The following is a 19,092-nucleotide window of genomic DNA, read 5'->3' on the forward strand; positions in this document are numbered from 1 at the left end:
GCGCATGGTGCATGTACTGAGCGGACGCGTCCTGCTGCGGCCCACCGACCCCGAGCGGTCCCGTGCCTTCTACGGCGAGCAGCTGGGTCTCGCCGTCTACCGCGAGTTCGGCACCGGGCCGGACCGCGGGACCGTCTACTTCCTCGGCGGTGGCCATCTGGAGCTGTCCGGGCGCTCCGAGGCCCCGCCGTCCCCGGCCGTCCGGCTCTGGCTCCAGGTCGAGGACGTGTCCGCGGCCCACGACGAGCTGTGCGAGAAGGGCGTGGAGATCGTACGGCCGCCGGTGCGCGAGCCGTGGGGACTGGTCGAGATGTGGATCGCGGATCCGGACGAGGTGCCGATCGTGCTGGTGGAGGTGCCGGCCGATCATCCGATCCGCTGCCGGCCGGGCATCTGACACCTCCTCGTACCGGCCGGATGGCCACCGCCGGTGGCCGGGGCTAGCGTGCTGATCGAGATTCCCGCTGCGGAAGGACGTCGGATGAAGCTCCACAAGCCGGTGGTCGGCGGCCCCTGCTGGGTCGAGCTGGGCACGAACGACACGGCGGACGCCAAGCGGTTCTACGCCCAGCTGTTCGGCTGGCGCTCCGAGACGGACCCGCGTCAGGAGGCCGGCGGCTACACCGTGGCGCACCTGGGGGACGCGCCGGTGGCCGCGCTCACGCCGCTGTACCAGGAGGGGCAGGCGGTGGCGTGGTCCGTGTCGTTCGCGGTCCGGGACGCCGACGAGAGCGCGCGCGAGGTGACGGCGGCCGGCGGTTCGGTACTGATGAGTCCGATGGACGTGTTCGACATGGGCCGCTTCGCGGTGGCCGCCGACGCGTCCGGCGCGGTCTTCACGCTGTGGCAGCCCCGGGCCTTCGAGGGCGCCGGGGTCTTCAACGCGCCCGGCGCGCTCGGCTGGGTGGAGCTGCTCACCCGGGAACCGGCACGCGCGCGCGACTTCTACACGACCGTCTTCGGGTGGACCGTGAACGCCTCCGAGCGCTACACCCAGTGGGGCCTCGCCGGTCAGGACTTCGGCGGCATGATGACCATGGACGACAAGTTCCCGCACGAGGTGCCGCCGCACTGGCTGCCGTACTTCGCGGTGGCCGACGTCGACGCCGCCACCGCGACGGCGACCGGGGCCGGCGGCACGGCGCTGATGGAGCCCACCTCCGTGCCGGACGGCCCCCGGATCGCGGTGCTGCGCGATCCGCAGGGGGCGGTCTTCGGCGTCTACCGCGCGGGGGACGTGGGCTGAGCGGACGGCGGGGATCAGCCTCGCAAGGCGCCCAGTCGCCCCTCCAGCTGACCGAGCAACTCTCCCAGCAGGGCGGCGAGTTCGCCCTGCCGCGGCTCGTCGAGGCCGGACAGCACGGCGCCTTCGTAGGCGAGCTGCTCGGGCAGGACGGCGTCCACGAGGTCGCGCCCGGCCTCGGTGAGGCGGACGTGGGCGACCCGGCGGTCACGGTCGTCGCCCCGTCGCTCGACGAGGGCGCGTTCGGTGAGCTGCTTGAGGCGTTTGGTGACGGCGGCGCCGGAGGAGAAGGTCTCGCGGGCCAGTTCGCTGGGGGTCAGTTCATGCCCGGTGCGGCGCAGCGCGGCCAGCAGATCGAACTCCGGCCGGCTGAGCCCGGCCCGCCGCAGCGGGGCGTCCTCGGCCTGCTGGAGCAGAGCGGCACAGCGGTTCACCCGGCCGATGATCTCCATGGGGCCGGTGTCGAGCTCTGGGTGCACGGTCCGCCACTGGCGCACGACGGCCGCGACGGTGTCACGACGCCCGGTCCCACCGGCCAGGTCACCGGGGGCGTCGGTGCGGTGTGAGCCCGCGGTGTCGCGCGGCTCCTCGGGGGCCGCCGCGTCTCCCCCGTCGGTGCCCGGCCCGTTGGTCCCCGTCATGGCTGTGCGTCCTCCGTCGTCCCGCGCGCGTCCGCGTCCAGGAGCAGCCCCTGGCGTCGTACCATCGCCGCGAGCGTACGGTGTCCTGCCTGCTCGGCGTGGACGACCCGCTCCTGGGGCAGGGCCCGCTGCCGCCACTCGCCGGACGCGGCGTCCGCGGTGGCGCGCAGGTCGACGAGGGCGGCGACGAGCCCCCGGCGGGCGGCGTCCAGCGAGGCCCGGGGCGGCCGCGGCACGGTGGCGAGCAGGCGGGCGGTGTCCCCGCGGGCCTGCTCGGCGGCGGCGAGGGCGTGCTCCAGACGGGCGCCCGCGCCCCGGTCGGTGACGGCGATCGCGGCGGCGAGGCCGACCAGCGCGCCGACCAGGGTGTCCACGACGCGCTCGGTGATCAGCGCACCCGGGTCCTGAAAGCCGGTGAACTCGGTGATGAGCAGCGCCATCGGGGTCACGCAGACACTGCCGAGCCAGTAGTTGCGGCTGATCAGCGCTTCCGCGCCGAAACTGCACGCGAGGCAGCACACCACCGGCGCCGCCTGCCCGAGGTGGGCGAGCGGCGTCAGGGCGGCGAAGACCAGCACCCCGGCGAGGTTGCCGACGACGCGCTGGACGCACCGGCTCCAGGTGAGGGTGAGGTTGGCCTGGTGGAGAGCGGCCGCGGTGACGAGCGCCCAGTACGGGCGGCCGATCCCGAGGGCCAGGGAGGCGTACCCGGCCAGAGCGCACCCCAGGGCGGTGCGGGCGGCGATCGGGCCGAGGGAGGCGACGACGCTTCGCCACGGCCGGGGCGGTGCCGCGAGCTCCGGGTCCACGCCGAGCCCTTCGCCATCGTCCAGGTCACCGACGTACGGCACCGGCCGGGTGCCGCGCAGGTCGCGGGCCCAGGCACGCAGGCGGGCCGGGTCGGTGTCGGCGGGCGCGGCGAGGGCGACCTCGGCGCGGATCACGAGGGCACGCAGCGCACGCCGGGTCCGCGAGCGGTCGGCCGGGCGGGCACCGGTGGACAGCAGCGTCTGCCAGGCGGCCTGCACCGCGGCGGCCGCGGCGGCCCGGGCCCGGTCGTGCCCGTCCCCCGTGCCGCGCGTCGCGGCGTACGCGGCGGCGGCGTTCAGTGCCTGCGCGGTGGCGCGGCGCTCGGGGCCGTGCGGGCGGGCCGGTCCGGGCGCCATGGCGACGAGCCAGGCACACACCCCGGCGCCGAGGCCCAGCGCCAGATGTCCGGGCACCTGGTGGAGGGACTGCGGGGCGAAGAGCGCGGCCGAGCTGACGAAGGTCAGCACGACGTTCCCGGGCGGGCCGATCCGGGTGGCGTCGCACAGTGCCTTCTGCGCGGCGGCCAGGACGGCGCCGACGGTGACCAGGACAACGGCATCAGTGGTGAGCGACGCCGTGACCAGCGCGACGGCGAGCCCGCCGAGCATGCCGAGCACGACCCAGGCCAGTACGCGGGCCCGGACGGCGTAGGGACGGTTGTGGGCGTACAGGGCGCACAGCGATCCGGCCATCGTGTACATGGCCAGGTCGAGGCGGTCCAGGGCGAGCAGGGTCAGGTTCGGCGGGGCGAGCGCGGCCACCACGCTCAGCGCCGGTTTGAACCAGATGTCGGACGGCCGGCCGACGCGGAGCACACCGGTGAGCGGGAGCCGGCTCGGCCGTGGCGGCCGACGCGTGGGTGCGGGCGGAGAGGTGGGGGGTGCACTGCTCATCCCAAAAGATTAACAGGTGTTTTACTTGTAAAACATTTGCTCCGGGGCATCCCGGCGAAGCCCCACGTCGGAGTGAATGCGCTCCGCCGAACGCCCCCGCATACCCCCTTGCGCTCGCGTGCGCGCCGCACGAAACGGGCACATCTATCCATCGAGCGACCCTTGACCGACCGTCGAGCGGGGAGGTGCGTGTGCACGGACCGGCCGCGTCGGGCTGGCTGCTGGTCGCGCTGTGCGCGGCGACCGGGGCCTACTGTCTGCTGCGCCTGCGCAGCGGTGTCGAGGAGCAGCGCCGCACCGCGGGCGACGAGGCGCTGATGGGATTCGGGATGGCGGCGATGGCCGTACCGGCGGCGGTGTACAGCCCACCGCAGTGGGCGTGGCCCGTGTTCGCGGCCGTCTTCGGGGCGGCGGCCCTGCGCGCCCTGTGGGTGGCGCGCACCGGCAGGCACCATCTGCACCACCTCGTGGGCGCCGCGGCGATGGTCTACATGGCGTGGGCCATGGCCGTCTCGCCCGCAGCCGCACCCGGCCACGCCCACGGCTCCGGCCTTCCCCTGGTCACCGGCGTGCTCCTGCTGTACTTCGCCGGGTACGTCCTGCTGACCGGAGCCCGGCTGATCCCGGTGCCGGCCGTGGCGGGCGGCACCGGCCCCACCGGATGGGGTGACCGGCCCGAACTGGCGCAGGCCTGCCGCCTGTCCATGGGGATCGCGATGGTCGCCATGCTCATCACCCTGTGACCGAAACGTGTCCTGCGTCACTTGGGCGATCAGTCATGCCTCTGGGAAGCCCGCCGCTCATAGGGTGGCCCCATGATGGTCCCCGCCGCACTGCTGCTGCTCGGCGCCCTGACCGCCGTCCTTGCTCCGCGGCTGCTCGCCCGGGCCGACTGGCCGGACCGCGAGCCCGTGGTGGCCCTGTGGGTGTGGCAGTGCGTGGTGGCGGGCGTCCTGCTGTGCTGCGCCCTGTCGATGACGCTCAGCGCGGCGGCGGCCTGGCACGCGGTGCGGGGCCATGTGTTCGCGCCGGCGCCGCGCGCGGTAGTCGAGGCGTACGCACTGGGCGTGGCGGTTCCCTGGGCGGCGGCGACCGCGACGGCGCTCGCCTGCGGCGGGGTGTGGAGCGCGGCGATGCTGGTGCGGGAGGTCCTGCGGGCGCGGGCGCTGCGTCGGCTGCGGCGGGCGGAGCTGCTGGTCCGGGCGCCGCTGCTGCCCGGCGAGGAACCGGCCGACGGGCGGCTCGTCGTCCTGGAGGGTGAGCGGCCGGACGCCTGGTGGCTGCCCGGTACGCCGCCCCGGCTCGTCGTCACCACCTCGGCGCTGCGCCGGCTCAAGGGGCGGCAGCTGGACGCCGTCCTCGCGCACGAGCAGGGGCACGCGCGGGCCCGGCACGACTGGCTGCTGCACTGCTCCGCGGCGCTGGCGGGCGGATTCCCGCAGGTGCCGGTGTTCGCCGCGTTCCGTGACGAGATGCACCGGCTGGTCGAACTCGCCGCGGACGACGTGGCCTCGCGCCGCTTCGGCCGGCTGACCACCGCGCTCGCGCTCGTCGAACTGAACGAGGACCGCGGCGTGTTCGGTCCCGGCCCGGCCCCGCACGGGCACGTGCCGCAGCGGGTGCACCGCCTGCTCACTCCCCCGGCCCGCCTCACCGCGGCCCGCAGGCTGCGCCTGACCGCGACGGCCGCCCTGGTGCCCGTGGTGCCGGTGCTGGTGGCGTTCGTTCCCGGTCTGCGGGCACTGGGGTAGCGACGGGTGGCACGCGGTTGGCGCGGCGCCCGCGGGGGCACGCGGCAAACCTGGGCCGATATCAGGCCTTCTTGTGTCCCGGAACCCTCGGACGGTGGCCTCGCGCCCCAAGAGTTGGTAAAGATCTCACCATGCACAGCCAGTCCGTCGACACCCCGCCCCGAACGTCCGAGCCCTCCACGGCCGTCCGTGCCGCGATCGCCTCGGCTCTGAGTTCGCTGCTGCTCCTCGTCCTGGTCGTCGCCGACTGGGGACCTCTGATGACCTTGGACCGCGTGGTCGCCCGGACCACCCACGACTGGGCCGTCGAGGAGTCCGGGCTCACGCGGGCGTTCCGGATCCTCACGGACTGGGTCTGGGACCCGTTGACCATGCGCCTGCTCTGTGCGGCGGTCGTGCTGTGGCTGGTGCTGCGCCGCTCGGCGTGGTGGACGGCGCTGTGGCTGGTGGTCACCGTCGCGGTCACCACCGGGGTGCAGCAGGCCATGAAGGCCGCGGTCGGGCGTGAGCGGCCCGAGTGGCCCGACCCCGTCGACTCGGCACACTACGCGGCCTATCCGTCCGGCCACGCCATGACGGCCACCGTGGTCCTGGGCCTGCTGCTGTGGCTCCTGCGCCACCACGGCGCCGGCCACACCCTGGTCCGCGCCGCCCTCGCCGTGACCGGGGTCTCCGTGATCGGCGTCGGACTCACGCGCGTCTGGCTCGGCGTGCACTGGCTGACGGACGTGGTGGCCGGCTGGCTGCTCGGGGCGATGGTGGTGGCGGTGGCGGTGACCGTCCACGAGCGACGGCACCCCGCGGGGAACCGGTGAGGACACGCCGCTGAAGAAACGCCGCCCACCCCGGACGATCCCCCGCGTCGCCCGGGGCAGGACGGCACCGCCGAACCGTGCACGAAAGGGCCCGGTCCGGACGCTCTGAGTATAGTTGGCTGGCAGCCAGTCAACGCAGGAGTTACAGCATGACCCCCCGTAGCGCCTCGGTCAATGAAGAGTTGCGGCGGCGTTCCCGGGAAAGGCTCCTGCAGGCGGCGGTCGAGCTGGTGAGCGAGCGCGGCTACGACGCGACGACCCTCGCCGACATCGCGGACCGGGCCGGATCGGCGCGCGGGCTGGTGTCGTACTACTTCCCCGGCAAGCGCCAGCTGGTGCAGTCCGCCGTGCACCGGCTGATGCACCGCACCCTGGAGGAGGCGCTGGAGCGCGAGCCGCGCACGGAGGACGGCCGGGAGCGGATGGCGCGGGCCATCGACGCGGTCCTGGGGCTGGCCCGGGACCGGACCGTGCTGATGCGCCAGCACATGGCGGGGCTGCTGGACACCGAGGGCTTCGTGCAGTGCCCCGAGCAGCAGCGCCTCGCCGAACTGCTGCGGGACACCGTCGCCCGGCACGGTTCGTGCGACACCGCCACCGACTATCCGATGCTGCGCGCGTCGCTGATGGGCGCGGTCTACGCGATGGTGCTGCCGAACGTCGGCATGCCGCTCGCACCCCTGCGCGCCGAGCTGTTCCGGCGCTACGGCCTCGACCGCGAGCAGGGGCTCCCGCCGGACACCGAGGAGCCCGGCGGGAGTTGCGACGTGGATGTGTCGCGCTTCTTCGCGACCGGAGCGGGCGACGCGGCGGGTGCCGCCGTGCCGCCCGCCGACGGTCAGTCGAAGTAGTCCGGCTGGGTCTGCACGTTGAGCTCACTCAACCTGACCCATCGCGCCGGATCGGTGCGCCGGTCGTCGAGCTTCAGGACGTCGAAGCCCTTCGCCATGTCGTTCGAGTAGATGTAGCCGTTGTAGTAGTACGCCGACCAGGAACCGCCGCCCGTGAGCTGCTCGGTACTGAGCGGGCCGCGCTCGAAGTAGGCGATCTCCCTGGGGCGGGACGAGTCGGTGAAGTCCCAGACCGAGACGCCGCCCTGGTACCAGGCCTGGACCATGATGTCCCGGCCCCGGACGGGGATCAGCGAGCCGTTGTGGGCGACGCAGTTCTCGGTGTCCGCCTGGTGCCGGGGGATCTTGTAGTAGCTGCGGAAGACGAGCTTGCGCCGGTCGCCCTTGCCGACGACGTCGTAGATGCCGTCGGCGCCCCGGTTGGGGCCGATCTCCGCGTTGCAGGTGGCGGCGCCGCCGCCGCCCAGCTCGTCGGTGAAGATGACCTTGTTGGCTCCCTGGTTGAAGGTCGCCGAGTGCCAGAACGCGAAGTTGACGTTGTCCTGGACGCGGTCGATGACCTTCGGGCGCTCCGGGTCCTTGATGGAGAACAGGATGCCGTCACCCATGCAGGCGCCGGCCGCCAGGTCCTTGGAGGGCAGCACGGTGATGTCGTGGCAGCCGGTGGTCTTGGAGACGCCCGGGTTGACGGGTCCGCCGGGGTTGCCACCGCCGTCGGGACCCTCACCCGGGAAGAGCACCGGGAAGCCCACGACCGCCGCCTTCTGGGGGGCGTGACGCGGCACCTTGATGACCGATATGCCGTCGTGCGGCGGCTGGCAGTCCGGGTAGGCGGCGTTCGGGGAGTACGAGGAGACGTAGACGTAGACGTCGCGCCGCTCGGGGACCAGCGTGTGGGTGTGCGAGCCGCAGGCGGTCTCGACGGCGGCGACGTAACGCGGGTTGCGCTTGTCGCTGATGTCGAAGATCTTCATGCCCTCCCAGGAGGACTTCTCGGTCACCGGCTGGGTGGTGCTGTTGCAACTGCTGTCGCTGCGCGAGGAGTCGGTGGACAGGAACAGCAGGTCGCCGGAGACGGAGATGTCGTTCTGCGAGCCGGGGCACAGCACCTGGGCGACGGTGCGGGGCGCCCTCGGGTTGCTGATGTCGAAGATGCGGAATCCGTCGTAGTTGCCGGCGAAGGCGTAGCGACCCTGGAAGGCCAGGTCCGAGTTGGTGTTGGGCAGCACGTCCTTCGGGATGTTGGTGAGGTGCTCGATGTTGCGGGAGTGGACGATCTCGTCCACGCCGGGGATGTCGCCGGATTCCAGCGCGTCGCGCACCTCGGCCCGGGCGCTGTTGGAGACCTCCTTGGCGGCCGGGGGGCCGTCCCCGGGGTCGGGGGTCGCGCCCGCCGGCTGCGCCGTCAGCAACGCGGCCAGCAGTCCGGCAGCGGCAGCGGCAACGCCCAGGCGTCTGCGCCGCGTTCGGGGATCGTTCGACAGGATCACTGCGTCCTCCCAGTTTCCGTTCACGAGGGAACGGGTTACGGATCTCCGCAGTATCGTCTTCACCATGCACAGATCAAAAGAGGGAAAGCGAGATGTGCCGCAGGTTTTCGTCCGGGCGCTCCGTTCCGTCGTACCGCTGACCGCGCTGGCCGTGCTCGCCCTGACGGCCTGTGACTCCGATGCGGACACCGAACCCAAGGGGGCAGGCGGGGCGTCGGTGATCGTGCCCGGCAAGCCCGGCGAGGCGAACCGGACCCTGTCGGCCGAGGACGCGGCGCAACAGCGTGCCGACGACGACTCCCCGAACTCCGCCGACGCCGACTACGCGCGGATGATGATCGAGCATCACACCCAGGCACTGGAGATGACCGGCCTCGCGGCGGACCGCGCCCGGTCCTCGCAGGTGCGCAAGGTGGCGGAGCGCATCGACGCGGGACAGCGCCCGGAGATCGACGTCATGCGCAGCTGGCTCAAGGAGCACGGCAAGAGCGAGCGGGGCGGCGGTCACGACCATGCGGCGATGCCCGGTATGGCGACCGAGGCGCAGCTGGCCGAGCTGCGGGCGGCGCGGGGCGAGGCGTTCGACCGGCTCTTCCTCACGCTGATGATCACTCACCACGAGGGTGCGGTGACGATGGCCGCCGAGGTCAAGGCCCAGGGCAACAACGTCCGGATCGAGGAACTCGCCGACGACGTGATCGCCCAGCAGACCAGCGAGATCACCCGGATGCGCACGATGTTGTGAGGGGCCGGCGACCGGGCCGGTCCCGGTCGCCCTCCATTCGGACGGACACGCGGCCCGTTGCGTACGGGACCCTGTCAGTGGGGCCGGGCCGGTGCGATGCTGGAGCCATCAGCGATCTCCTGTGCTGCACCGGCGATCCACCGGTGACCCACCGGACGAAGGAGTTCCGCCGTGCTGCGTGTCGCCGTCGTCGGCTCCGGACCGAGCGGGGTCTACTGCGCCCAGACGCTCGTCCAGCAGGATCCCAGCGTGCTCGTCGACGTGCTGGACCGGCTGCCCTGCCCGTACGGACTGGTGCGGTACGGCGTGGCACCCGACCACGAGAAGATCAAGTCGCTGCAGAACAACCTGCGGGCGGTCCTGGAGCACGAGCGGGTGCGCTTCCTCGGCGGTGTGCAGATCGGCGCGGGCGGGGTGGCGGCCGTCCGGCTGCGGGAGATGTACCACGCGGTGGTGTACTGCGTGGGTGCCGCCACCGACCGCCACCTCGGCATCCCGGGCGAGGACCTGCCGGGCAGCTTCTCCGCGACCGAGTTCGTGTCCTGGTACAGCGCCCATCCGGACGCCCTGGCCGACGGTTTCGTGCTCGGCGCCCGTTCGGTCGTGGTGATCGGCGTGGGGAACGTCGCCGTGGACGTCACCCGGATCCTGGCGCGCGCGGCGGCCGAGCTGAGCCCCACCGACATGCCGCAGGCGGCGCTGACCGCGCTGGTGGCGAGCCAGGTGGGCATCGTCCACATGGTGGGGCGCCGCGGCCCCTCGCAGGCCCGGTTCACCACCAAGGAGCTGCGCGAGCTGGGCGCGCTGCCGGACGCCGAAGTGGACGTGGACCCCGACGAGTTGGCACTGGATCCGGCGTACGTCGACCCGTCCGCGCTGCCCGCCGCACAGCGCCGCAACGTGGAGGTGCTGCGCGGCTGGGCCGCCGGGCCGGCGAAGGCGCTGCCACGCCGGATCCGGCTGCGGTTCTTCCTGCGCCCGGTGGAGCTGCTGGAGGACGGCGGGCGGGTGGGCGCGGTGCGGTTCGAGCGGACGCTGCCGGACGGGCGGGGCGGGGTGAGGGGGACGGGCCGGTACGAGGACGTCGAGGCCCAGCTGGTGCTGCGATCGGTGGGATACCGCGGGGTGCCGCTGGACGGGCTGCCGTTCGACCCGGCGACCGGCACCGTGCCGCATCTGGCCGGGCGGGTGGTGCGCGGCGGTGTCGTCGCGCCGGGTGAGTACGTGGCGGGCTGGATCAAGCGCGGCCCCACGGGTGTCATCGGCACCAACCGGCCGTGCGCCAAGGAGACGGTGCTGTCGCTGGTCGAGGACGCCGGCGTACTCGTACGCAAGGACGTCCCGGACGACCCGCTGGGGGCGCTGCGGAAGCTGGGGGTCGAGCCGGTCGAGTGGTCGGGGTGGCGGGCCATCGAGCGGGCCGAGGCGGAGCTCGGCGCCTCGCTCGGGCGCGGTACGGTCAAGCTGCCCGGCTGGGAGGCCCTGCGGGCGGCGGCGCGCGGCGCACCGTGACCGCCCGCGCCCCACGGGGCGGCGGAGTCCCGGCACCCGGCCGCCCGTGACACACCGTGGCAACGCACCGGACATCGACACACGGTGGAAGCCCCCTACGGTCTCTGGCTGTTCGGACGTTCCCGCCCGCCGCTCTGGAGTCCCCATGGCAACGACCGCCCCCGTCCATCCCGTCGACGAGGTCCCGCCCGTAAGGCAGTTGGCCGCCTTCGGGCTGCAGCACGTGCTCGCGATGTACGCGGGCGCGGTGGCCGTCCCGCTGATCGTGGGGGGCGCCCTCAAGCTGTCGCCCGCGGATCTGGCGTACCTGATCACCGCGGACCTGCTGGTGTGCGGCGTCGCCACGCTCATCCAGTGCGTCGGCTTCTGGCGGTTCGGCGTGCGGCTGCCGATCATGCAGGGGTGCACGTTCGCCGCGGTGTCGCCGATGGTGCTGATCGGGACGACGGGCGGCGGACTGCCCGCCATCTACGGCTCGGTGATCGTCGCGGGCCTGGCCATACTGCTGCTGGCGCCCGTGTTCGGGAGGCTGCTGCGCTTCTTCCCGCCGCTGGTCACCGGCACGGTGATCCTGATCATCGGCGTCTCGCTGCTGCCGGTGGCGGGCAACTGGGTGGCCGGCGGCGCGGGTTCCGAGGACTTCGGGGCACCGGAGAACCTCGCGCTGGCCGCGTTCGTGCTGGCGGTGGTGCTGGGCGTGCAGCGGTTCGCGCCGGCGTTCCTGAGCCGGATCGCGGTGCTGATCGGTATCGCGGTGGGGCTGGCGGTGGCGGTGCCGTTCGGCTTCACGGACTTCGGTGGCGTCCAGGACGCCGACTGGCTGGGGATCAGCACGCCGTTCCACTTCGGCGCGCCGGTGTTCGAGGTGTCGGCGATCGTGTCGATGCTGGTGGTCGCCCTGGTCACCATGACCGAAACGACCGGTGACTTCATCGCGGTCGGCGAGATGACCGGGCGGCGGGTCGAGCCGCGCCCGCTGGCGGACGGGCTGCGCGCCGACGGACTGTCGACCGTGCTCGGCGGTGTCTTCAACACCTTCCCGTACACGGCCTACGCTCAGAACGTGGGCCTGGTCGGCATGACCCGGGTGCGCAGCCGCTGGGTGGTCGCGGCGGCGGGCGGCATGCTGGTGCTGCTCGGGTTGCTGCCCAAGCTCGGCGCGGTGGTGGCCGCGATTCCCGAGCCGGTGCTCGGCGGAGCGGGACTGGTGATGTTCGGGACCGTCGCGGCGAGCGGTGTGCGGACGCTGGCCCAGGTCGACTTCCGCGGCAACCACAACCTCACGGTGGTGGCCGTCTCGGTGGCGGTGGGTGTGCTGCCGGTCGGGGTGCCGGCGATCTACGACCGGTTCCCGGACTGGTTCCAGACCGTCATGCACAGCGGGATCAGCGCGGGCTGCCTCACCGCGATCCTGCTCAACCTGCTCTTCAACCACCTGCCCGCGAAGGGTGGTTCAGGCAGGGCCGGCGAGCCGGGCGGCCTGCCGGCCGGCGGCGGCGAGCAGGCTGTCCAGAAGCCCGGGGAAGAGGGCGTCTAGGTCGTCCTGGCGCAGGCCGTTCATCTTGGCCGTGCCCCGGTAGACCTGCCGGATCACCCCGCTCTCGCGCAGCACCCGGAAGTGGTGCGTGGTCGTGGACTTGGTGACCGGCAGGTCGAAGTGCGAACAGGAGAGCTCGTCCCCGGCGTGGGCGGCTAGCTCGCGCACGATGCGCAGGCGCATCGGGTCGGACAGCGCGTGCAGCACGCCTTCCAGCCGGATGTCCTCACGTGCCGGGTGTGGCAGGAGACGGCTGCCGGCAAGGGGGGCGGCGGGTGTCACGGCGGCTCCAGTTCGTCCGGGAGTCCCCATCGTACGAGAACCATCATAGTTTGACACCTACCGTACTACGGTGGTTATCGTATGAGCTGTCCACCGGTCCCGTGACGAATGGAGTCCGCCGTGAGTGTGCTCTTCGAGCCCTTCACCCTGCGCGATGTGACGATCCCCAACCGGGTGTGGATGCCGCCCATGTGCCAGTACTCGGCGGTGCCGGAGGGTCCGGAGGCCGGGGTGCCGCACGACTGGCACTTCGCGCACTACGCCGCCCGCGCGACCGGCGGTACGGGGCTGATCGTCGTGGAGGCGACCGCGGTGAGCCCCGAGGGGCGGATCTCGCCGTGGGACCTCGGGCTCTGGAACGACACCCAGGTAGAGGCGTTCCGCCGGATCACGGGGTTCCTGCGCGCGCAGGGGACCGTGCCGGCCGTCCAGCTCGCCCATGCCGGGCGCAAGGCCTCCACCGACCGTCCGTGGAAGGGCGGCGCTCCGGTCGGGCCGGGGGCCCACGGGTGGCAGCCGCTGGCGCCCAGCGCGCTGCCCTTCGACGAGCGGCACCCGGTGCCGACCGAGCTGACGGTGCCCCAGATCCAGCAGATCGTAGGCCAGTTCGCGGACGGGGCGCGCAGGGCGCTGGCGGCCGGGTTCGAGATCGTGGAGATCCACGGTGCCCACGGCTACCTGATCAACGAGTTCCTCTCACCGCACTCCAACCACCGCACCGACGCGTACGGCGGCTCCTACGAGAACCGGACCCGGTTCGCCCTCGAAGTCGTCGACGCGGTACGGGAGGTGTGGCCCGACGGCAAGCCGCTGTTCTTCCGCGTCTCGGCGACGGAGTGGCTGGCGGACGGCGGCTGGACGGGGGACGACACGGTCCGCCTCGCCCGCGATCTGCGGGCCCACGGCGTGGACCTCCTCGACGTCTCCACCGGCGGCAACGCCTCCGGCGTCCCCATCCCGGCCGCCCCCGGCTACCAGGTGCCCTTCGCGGCCCGGGTCAGGGCCGAGGCGCCCCTCCCCGTCGCGGCGGTCGGGCTCATCACGGAGACCCGACAGGCGGAGAAGATCATCGCCAACGGCGAGGCCGACGCCGTCCTGCTGGGTCGCGAGCTGCTGCGCAACCCGTCGTGGGCGCGGCTCGCCGCGCGGGCGCTGGGGGGCGAGGTGCGGGTGCCGGAGCAGTACCACCGGTCCGTGTGAACGAGGCGCCCGGAAGGGCCGAGCGGACCGAGGAACGCCCCCCGCACGCCTGGCCCGTGCCTCGCCTCAGGCGCCCAGGCGGGCCAGCGCCTGCTTGAGGCCGTCGGGTGCTCCCTCGCCCAGATGCACGACCGCCCGCTCGATGTGGGGCAGCGCGCGCTGACCCGCGACGGCCAGGGCGATGGCCGCCAGGACGCCCGCCCAGGCGACCGGGCCGAGCGGCGTGCAGCCGAGGGCCTGGCTCACGCCGGGGGTCTGCACCACGGCGACCAGGGCCACGGCCGAACCGATGACGGTCAGGCGTACGAGAGGGCTGTCGCGGCGGTCGGCGAGGGTCTGCGCGAGCTGCGTACCGACGACCGCGCACAGGGCCATGGTCGTGCTGCGGCGGATCGTGCCGGGGGTGAAGCGGCCGATCAGCCAGGCGGTGACCGCGCCCAGGCACGTGGTCAGCGCCCGGTGCCGGATCTGCCGCATCAGGGGCGTGCCGAGCAGCGAGGTGCCCATCGGGCCGCTGCCCGCACTCGCCTCCTCGCGCACGTCCTTCTGGGGCGTGACCGCCACCGCCATCGCCGGGAACAGGTCCGTGAACAGGTTCACCAGCAGCATCTGACGGGTCGACAGCGGCGCCGCCCCGCCGAGGAGGCTGCCGACGATCCCGAAGCCGACCTCGCCCGCGTTCCCGCCGATCAGGATGGCGACGGCGTCGGCGACGCTGTGCCACAGCGCGCGGCCCTCGGAGACCGCCTCGACGAGCACCGTCATGTCGCCGTTGGTGAGCACCAGGTCGGCGGCGTTGCGGGCGGCCGCCGAACCCCGGGCGCTGATGCCCACGCCGATGTCGGCGGCGCGGATGGCGGCGGCGTCGTTGGCTCCGTCGCCGACCATGCCGACCACCCGGCCGGAGTCCATGAGCGCCTCGATGACCTGGAGCTTCTGCTCGGGCGCCACCCGGGCGACCACACCCACGTCGTGCAGCATCCGGGCCCGCTCGGAGCGGTCCGCGGCGGCCAGTTCGTCGCCGGTGACCACGTCGGTGTCCTCGGGCCAGCCCAGCTCGACGGCGATCGCCCGCGCGGTCTGCGGGTGGTCGCCGGTCAGCATGACGGGGCGTACGCCCGCCTCGCGCAGCCCGTGCACCAGCGCCGTGGACGACTCGCGCGGCACGTCCGCCAGCGCGAGCAGCCCGGTGAACTCCAGCCCCTTCAGGGGCTCTTCACCGACCTGTTCGTCCTTCTCCCCGTCGGCCAGCGGGCGTTGGGCCACCGCGAGGACGCGCAGTCCGTCCCGGGCGAGGTCGTGGGCCAGGTCGTACGCCTCGTCGGGGACGTCACGGCAGGCCGGCAGCACCACCTCGGGCGCGCCCTTGACCACGAACACCCGCCTGCCGTCGCCCTCGTGGCCCACGGCGCCGGCGTAGCCGCGGCCCGCCTCGAACGGCCGGCCCTCGGTCTGCACCCACGCGGGATCGGGCCGGGCGGCGGCCAGCACGGCCTCGTCGGTGGCGTGCACCGGCTTCTCGGGGCCCTCCTCCGGCTGGGGACAGGCCCGTACGGCGACCCGCATGGTCTCGGTGTCCCCCGCCTCCTCGACCGTACGGGTCACGCTGTCGGCGTCGGCCACCCGCACCAGGCGCAGCTTGTTCTCGGTGAGGGTGCCGGTCTTGTCGAAGCAGACCGTGTCCATCCGGCCGAGGGCCTCCAGGGTGCGCGGCGCCCGTACGAGTACGCCCCGGTGGCTCAGCCGGCGGGCGGCCGCCAGCTGCGCCACCGTTGCCACCAGCGGCAGGCCCTCGGGAACGGCGGCCACCGCGACCGCCACGCCACCGCTGACGGCCTCCCGGACGGGAGCGCCGCGCAGCAACGACAGGCCGGTCACCGCGGCGCCACCCGCCATCGTCAACGGCAGTGCCTTGGCGGTGAGTTCCTGCAACCGGGCCTGCACACCCGCGGCCGGTGGCTTACGGGCGGCCAGGTGGACGGCTCGCGCCGCCTCGGTCCGCTCGCCCGTCTCCACCACCACGGCCCGCGCCTGTCCCGCGACCACGGTCGTGCCCTCGAACACCATGCAGCGGCGGTCGGCGACGGCGGCCCTCGGCGTGGGCTCCGTCTGCTTGTCCACGGGCAGGGACTCGCCGGTCAGCGCGGACTCGTCGACCTCCAGACCGTCCTCCCACAGCAGGCGCGCGTCCGCCGGTACGACGTCGTCGCCCTTGAGCTCGATGACGTCGCCGGGATGGAGCCGGCCCGCGTCCACGGTGTGCGAGCCGCCCGCGTCGCCGTTGCTGACGCGGGCCTTCTGCTTCTGCTCGGCGATCAGCCCGGACAGCGCCCGTTCGGCGCGCAGCCGCTGCACGCCGCCGACGAGTGCGTTCAGGTCGAGGGCGCCGACGACGAGCAGGGCGTCCACCATGGAGCCGAGGATCGCGGACGCGGCCGAGCCGACGGCCAGCACCGGTGTCAGCGGGTCGTCGAGTTCCCCGCGTACGGCCCGGCCGAGATCGAGCGTCCAGCGCACCGGTGCCATGCCGGGGGCGCGTACGACGGTGCGCGCGGCCTTGCGGACCCCGTCGCCGGCCGACGCGACGCCCGTCGCCTGCTCCTTCGCCCGGCCTTCCAGGCGCGCGCGGACGTCGCTCACCTTCAGGGCGTGCCAGGGCACCCGGGGCCGGGGGTGCGGCGCGCGGGCCACCGCGACGCCGATCGCCGCCCGGGTGCCGCTCACCAGCGCGAGGGCGGCACCGATGTCGACGGGCGCGTGCCGCAGACCGACCAGCGGGATGCCGGTGCCGCTGCCCGACTCGCCGACGGCGACCAGCAGTCCGGACAGGGCGGCGCCGGACCGGGCCAGGACCTGCGCACGCCGCCCGACCCCGCGGGCCGGGGGCACCGCGCTGAGAAGCCGCCACACGTCGCCCAGACCGCCGGGTGCGACGAGGTCCGCGCCCCAGGCGACGGCCGCGTCCGCGTCGGCGAGCGCGACGGCCACGTCCCCGGCGAGCAGGCCGGCCAACGCGTCGGTGTCGTCGGAGGAGGACGGACGGGCCACGGTGATGACGCCGCCACGGCCCCTCAGCCGGGCCACCACCTCGCCGGTGGGCCGGTCGGCGGGGACGATGTGGTCCGCGAGCGCGGCGAACTCGCCGAGCTCGGGATCGGCGACCACCACGACGCGCAGTCCGGCGCGGCGCGCCGCGTCGAGGACCGCCTCGGCCATCGGGTCCGCGCTGCCGTCCGCGCTGTGCAGGGCGCTCGGATGCAGGAAGACGGTGCCGGCCGTCTCCAGTTGCCGCAGCCGGTCCATGTTGCGCACCAGCACTCCGGTGCGGGCCAGCGCGCAGCCGAGGACCGCGTGGAAGGCGGCGGGGCCGTAGCGTGCCGCCTTCGGGGAGCCCGCGAGGATCGCCTCGGCAGCTTCGGCGCCGCTGTGCTTGACGAGCAGCGTCACGGCGGCGCCCACCAGGCTGCCGGTCTCCGCGTGGATGGCGTACTCCTGCGCCGGCGCGGTCCGCAGCGGCGGGCGCGGGAAGCGGTGCGCGGCGACGTCGTCCCGGCCGGGTCCGACCACCTGGTCGTGCACCGAGTCGAAGGCGGCACCCCGCGCCAGCGCCTCGGCGAGCTGGAGGGAGCGCAGGGCGCCGTCCAGCACGAGGGAGGCCGGGGTCTGCCCGACGCCGTGCGCGGCCGCGTTGGCGACCGCCAGGATCAGGTCCGTGGAGGAGGCGCCGAACCGGGACCGCAGGAAGCCACGGAAGCGGGGGTTCTCGCGCAGCAGGGTGACGGCGGCGGTCACGAACCGGGGCGAGGGCGGCAGGTGCAGCATGGACCCGGTGATCGCGACGACGAGGCCCGCGGCGTCGGCCACGATCGCCGCGGACACGGTGCGCACCTCGCCCGGGTCGCCGGGATGTGCGAACTCCTCGACCGGGACGTCCGCGGGCACCAGTCCGTACCGGTCGGCGATCTCGTCGGCGTGGTCCAGCACCCCGTCGGTCAGGGCGCTCTCGCACGCGACCACGACCAGCCGGGCCAGCCCGCCGTCCCAGTACGCGCAGAGCACGTCCGGGTGCTCGGCGAGTTCCTCGGCCATCCGCCGGGCCGCGCGCGCGGTGGCACCGGCAGGGCCGGCGCGTCCCGCTGCGCCCTTCTCGCCGGCCTCGTCCTGCTCCGGGCCCCGGTCCGCCAGGTGCTGGTTCGCCCGGAGCGCGCGTTCCGTACGGTCCGCCTCGTCGAACAGGTCCGTCTCCTCGACCCAGTCCGTCGGCGCGGCACCGTCCGCCCACTCCTCCGGTCCGGAGTCGGGGGCGGCCCGCAGCGCCAGATGCACCCGGTTGCCGGCCTTCCAGTGGCGACCGCCTCCGGGCAGCGCCGCACGCGCCACCCGCGAGACCCGCACCATGGCCTCCGCGCCGCGCACCCCGGCGCGCGCGGTCCCGGCCACGGCACCGGCGGCGGCCCCGACCGCGGGGGCGGTGCCACGCGCCAGGAGGCGCGGACCGGCCATGACGATGTCGGAGACGGCCGCCGATGAGCCGGTCTGCAACCAAAGCCCCATGTCTCGCCCTCTGCTCGTACCCGGGACGGGCCGGGGGACGGGGCCCCGGCCCGCCGTTGCCTACCCGCCGCCGGTGGTCGCCTTGCGCCGGCCGCCGGACGTAGTGCGCTTACTTGCCGACGTCGAGCGCCGGCCGGCGGTCGTCGTCTTCCCGCTCCCACGGCCGCTCGTCGAGCGCCTGGCCGTGGACGACCCGGAGGACGTCGTCCTGGCGGCCGTCCTCTTGGCGGCCGTCTTCTTCGCAGCCGTCTTCTTGGCAGCCGTCTTCGTGGCGGTCGTCTTCGAGGCAGCCGTCTTCGAGGCGGTCGTCTTCGAGGCGGCGCCCGTCGTGGTGGCCGCGCCGTTGCCCTCGTGGCCGGGCTTCGGCTGGGTCAGCCAGGCCACGCCTGCGACCGTGAGGGCGATGGGCCACTCCACGACGCCCGCGACGCCGAGCAGCCCTGCCCCGGTGTACACGGCGACACGGCGACCGCGCGGCGACACGGTGCCCACCGCGTCCAGCGCACCACCGGCCGCCTTGGTCACCATCCCTGCCCCGGGCACCTTGCGCAGCGCCGTCACGGGTGCGCGCAGCGGTGCCGGGAGCTCGGACGAAGTCTTCTGCGGTGCCATGACTCTCACGCTCCCTGGCAGATCCATGTCTCACCCGGCCGGGTTCCCGTGATGCCGGTCGTCATCCGTACGAATGACGAAAAGTCTGACAAGCGGATGAATCAGGGTTTTGCGAGGAGATGTCGAGGTGGGGTCGCGAACACGGCGCGCACCGTC

The 19,092-nt window shown here is 73.8% G+C and carries 16 protein-coding genes; 10 read left to right on the top strand and 6 right to left on the bottom strand.

What is annotated here, in order from left to right; translation table 11 throughout:
• Positions 1-4: 4 nt before the first annotated feature.
• Both ACIP2X_RS13615 and ACIP2X_RS13620 read left to right on the top strand, forming a co-directional pair.
• Positions 5-397: a VOC family protein gene (locus ACIP2X_RS13615; protein ID WP_401671604.1), complete on the top strand. Its 393-nt coding sequence runs from the start codon at positions 5-7 to the stop codon at positions 395-397.
• An 84-nt stretch (positions 398-481) separates the two neighbouring features.
• Positions 482-1,246, top strand: coding sequence for a VOC family protein (locus tag ACIP2X_RS13620; protein ID WP_401671607.1), 765 nt, complete (start codon positions 482-484; stop codon positions 1,244-1,246).
• A gap of 14 nt (positions 1,247-1,260) precedes the next feature.
• On the opposite strand, the gene ACIP2X_RS13625 is transcribed toward ACIP2X_RS13620, so the two are convergent.
• Positions 1,261-1,884, bottom strand: coding sequence for a MarR family winged helix-turn-helix transcriptional regulator (locus ACIP2X_RS13625; protein ID WP_401671609.1), 624 nt, complete (start codon positions 1,882-1,884; stop codon positions 1,261-1,263).
• Positions 1,881-3,587 (bottom strand): FUSC family protein, encoded by a 1,707-nt coding sequence (locus tag ACIP2X_RS13630; protein ID WP_401671611.1) that lies wholly within the window; start codon positions 3,585-3,587, stop codon positions 1,881-1,883. Before ACIP2X_RS13630 ends, ACIP2X_RS13625 begins: the two co-directional genes overlap by 4 nt.
• Before the next feature lie 191 nt (positions 3,588-3,778).
• On the opposite strand from ACIP2X_RS13630, the gene ACIP2X_RS13635 reads away from it, so the two are divergent.
• The 4 genes from ACIP2X_RS13635 to ACIP2X_RS13650 all read left to right on the top strand — a co-directional run bounded on the left by ACIP2X_RS13635 (position 3,779) and on the right by ACIP2X_RS13650 (position 7,004).
• A complete protein-coding gene (locus ACIP2X_RS13635; RefSeq protein ID WP_401671614.1) occupies positions 3,779-4,330 on the top strand; it encodes a DUF5134 domain-containing protein in 552 nt (183 codons plus the stop codon).
• 72 nt (positions 4,331-4,402) lie between these two features.
• A complete protein-coding gene (locus ACIP2X_RS13640; RefSeq protein ID WP_401671617.1) occupies positions 4,403-5,338 on the top strand; it encodes a M56 family metallopeptidase in 936 nt (311 codons plus the stop codon).
• 131 nt (positions 5,339-5,469) lie between these two features.
• Complete coding sequence (locus tag ACIP2X_RS13645) at positions 5,470-6,153, top strand: phosphatase PAP2 family protein (protein ID WP_401671619.1); 684 nt, start codon at positions 5,470-5,472, stop codon at positions 6,151-6,153.
• 149 nt (positions 6,154-6,302) lie between these two features.
• Positions 6,303-7,004, top strand: a complete 702-nt coding sequence (locus tag ACIP2X_RS13650) for a TetR/AcrR family transcriptional regulator (RefSeq protein WP_401671621.1) — start codon at positions 6,303-6,305, stop codon at positions 7,002-7,004.
• Here ACIP2X_RS13650 and ACIP2X_RS13655 read toward each other — a convergent pair.
• Complete coding sequence (locus ACIP2X_RS13655) at positions 6,992-8,494, bottom strand: LVIVD repeat-containing protein (protein WP_401671624.1); 1,503 nt, start codon at positions 8,492-8,494, stop codon at positions 6,992-6,994. The two genes, ACIP2X_RS13650 and ACIP2X_RS13655, sit on opposite strands and share 13 nt — an antisense overlap.
• A 64-nt stretch (positions 8,495-8,558) precedes the next feature.
• Between ACIP2X_RS13655 and ACIP2X_RS13660 the strand changes: the two genes are divergently transcribed.
• The 3 genes from ACIP2X_RS13660 (at position 8,559) to ACIP2X_RS13670 (ending at position 12,288) form a co-directional block, all read left to right on the top strand.
• A complete protein-coding gene (locus tag ACIP2X_RS13660; RefSeq protein ID WP_401671626.1) occupies positions 8,559-9,239 on the top strand; it encodes a DUF305 domain-containing protein in 681 nt (226 codons plus the stop codon).
• A gap of 171 nt (positions 9,240-9,410) precedes the next feature.
• Positions 9,411-10,751: an FAD-dependent oxidoreductase gene (locus ACIP2X_RS13665; protein WP_401671628.1), complete on the top strand. Its 1,341-nt coding sequence runs from the start codon at positions 9,411-9,413 to the stop codon at positions 10,749-10,751.
• A 145-nt stretch (positions 10,752-10,896) separates the two neighbouring features.
• Complete coding sequence (locus ACIP2X_RS13670; protein WP_401671631.1) at positions 10,897-12,288, top strand: nucleobase:cation symporter-2 family protein; 1,392 nt, start codon at positions 10,897-10,899, stop codon at positions 12,286-12,288.
• On the opposite strand, the gene ACIP2X_RS13675 is transcribed toward ACIP2X_RS13670, so the two are convergent.
• Positions 12,205-12,570, bottom strand: coding sequence for an ArsR/SmtB family transcription factor (locus ACIP2X_RS13675; protein ID WP_401671634.1), 366 nt, complete (start codon positions 12,568-12,570; stop codon positions 12,205-12,207). The two genes, ACIP2X_RS13670 and ACIP2X_RS13675, sit on opposite strands and share 84 nt — an antisense overlap.
• Positions 12,571-12,690: 120 nt before the next feature.
• Here ACIP2X_RS13675 and ACIP2X_RS13680 point away from each other — a divergent pair, with 120 nt between their 5' ends.
• A complete protein-coding gene (locus ACIP2X_RS13680; protein ID WP_401671636.1) occupies positions 12,691-13,770 on the top strand; it encodes an NADH:flavin oxidoreductase/NADH oxidase in 1,080 nt (359 codons plus the stop codon).
• A gap of 66 nt (positions 13,771-13,836) precedes the next feature.
• On the opposite strand, the gene ACIP2X_RS13685 is transcribed toward ACIP2X_RS13680, so the two are convergent.
• Entirely contained in the window at positions 13,837-18,324 is a 4,488-nt protein-coding gene (locus ACIP2X_RS13685; RefSeq protein ID WP_401671638.1) for an HAD-IC family P-type ATPase, read from the bottom strand.
• A gap of 60 nt (positions 18,325-18,384) precedes the next feature.
• Positions 18,385-18,936: a hypothetical protein gene (locus ACIP2X_RS13690; protein ID WP_401671640.1), complete on the bottom strand. Its 552-nt coding sequence runs from the start codon at positions 18,934-18,936 to the stop codon at positions 18,385-18,387.
• Positions 18,937-19,092 lie beyond the last annotated feature (156 nt).

Source organism: Streptomyces sp. NPDC089424, assembly GCF_044749345.1.
GTDB lineage: Bacteria > Actinomycetota > Actinomycetes > Streptomycetales > Streptomycetaceae > Streptomyces.